This is a genomic window from Arthrobacter sp. BPSS-3 (assembly GCF_044628475.1).
In the GTDB taxonomy this organism is placed as follows: Bacteria; Actinomycetota; Actinomycetes; order Actinomycetales; family Micrococcaceae; genus Arthrobacter.
Map to the genome: position 1 here is coordinate 1 of NZ_JBIMMV010000021.1, position 1510 is coordinate 1510.

General features: G+C 63.0%; 1 protein-coding gene. It reads right to left on the reverse strand.

Annotation, left to right across the window (positions count from 1 at the left end):
- Nucleotides 1-36: 36 nt before the first annotated feature.
- On the reverse strand, nt 37-1050 hold the full coding sequence (locus ACFVY3_RS17295; protein ID WP_400160668.1) for an IS30 family transposase: 1014 nt from the start codon (nt 1048-1050) through the stop codon (nt 37-39).
- Nucleotides 1051-1510: the final 460 nt, after the last annotated feature.

Below are 1510 nucleotides of genomic sequence, written 5' to 3' on the forward strand. Positions count from 1 at the left end.
GGCGGTTTCTAGTGGTCGTTGCAACACTGCTGGTGGCTAGGTAGCTAGTAGTAAATCACGCAGACGCTCGGCCGGGGTATCCCAGCCGAGCGTTTTGCGTGGGCGGCCGTTGAGTTCCTGGGCGACGTGTTCGAGGTCTTCGGGACCGTAGACGGAGAGGTCCGTGCCTTTGGGGAAGTACTGGCGGAGGAGCCCGTTGGTGTTCTCGTTCGAGCCGCGTTGCCATGGGCTGGCCGGGTCGCAGAAGTAGACCTGCATGCCGGTGACCATGGTGAAGGATTTGTGTCCTGCCATTTCCGCACCTTGGTCCCAGGTCAGGGACCCGCGCAGGTGCTCCGGGAGGGTCGTCATGGTTTTGATGAGTCCGTCGCGGACGGTTTCGGCGGTGTGGTCCCCGGGCAGGTGGACGAGCAGGACGTAGCGGGTGGTGCGTTCGACCAGGGTGCCGATCGCTGACTGGTTCAGCGCACCGGTGATGAGATCTCCCTCCCAGTGGCCCGGCACGGCCCTGTCCTCGACCTCGGGTGGGCGCTCGGAGATCATGATCATCGGGTCCACAAACCGGTGCCGGCGTTCGTCGTCTTTGCGGTGGGGTTTGCGGCGTGCCCGTCCGGTCCGAAGCGCGTTAGCGAGTTCACGGCGAAGCCCGCCGCGGCCTTGAAGGTAGAGCGCTTGGTAAATGGTTTCGTGGGACACTCGCATCTCCTGATCATGAGGAAAGTCTTTGATCAAAGTGTTGCTGATCTGTTCCGGAGACAACCGCAGGGCCAGTTTGGCTTCGACGCGGGCGCGCAGCCTGGGTATGGTGAGCAGCTTGCGTTCCTTTGGACGGGGACGCCGGCTGGCGGCCTTCCGTTGAGCTGCATAGGGCTGGTATTCGCCTCCGGGTGAGCTGTTGCGGGTGATCTCCCGGCTGACCGTCGAAGGCGCCCGTCCCAGCACTGTGGCGATGGTTCGCAGGGACGCCCCGCTGGCGCTGAGGTCGCGGATCGATTCGCGTTCCTGCAGCGACAGGAATCGGGCATCCAGCGGCTTGTCCAGGGCCGCGATGCGGGGAAAGGGGGCGGTGCCGGCGGCATCCTCGCTGAGAACAGTCTTCACACCCCGTGTGTAGTCGACCGTCACACCGTTTGGATAGATCCGCCCGTTCTTGATCTTCCGGACCCCTTTGTCCCAGCCTTCGGCGGTTCGCAGGTGCACACCAACGTCCCGGGCGGCCCCCCGCAAGCCCACCCCGGATTGTCGTAAGCGGAGAAACTCCGCGCGTCCCGGATGCGCAGGCCGCTTACTCTTCAGACCCTTTTTCCGCACCCACTGAAAGCAGGTATCTCTGCTGAAGCCAAGTTCGGCGGCGGCAACGGTGACACTGCCCGAACGGTCGAATGCAACAAAAAATGCTGCTTTCTCCTGATCCGAGTACCTCCGATGGCACTTCGATTCACCACTTAAACGCGACACGGTCGTTGCAACTCCCAATAACGGGTGTTGCAACGACCGCTAGAAGCCGCCC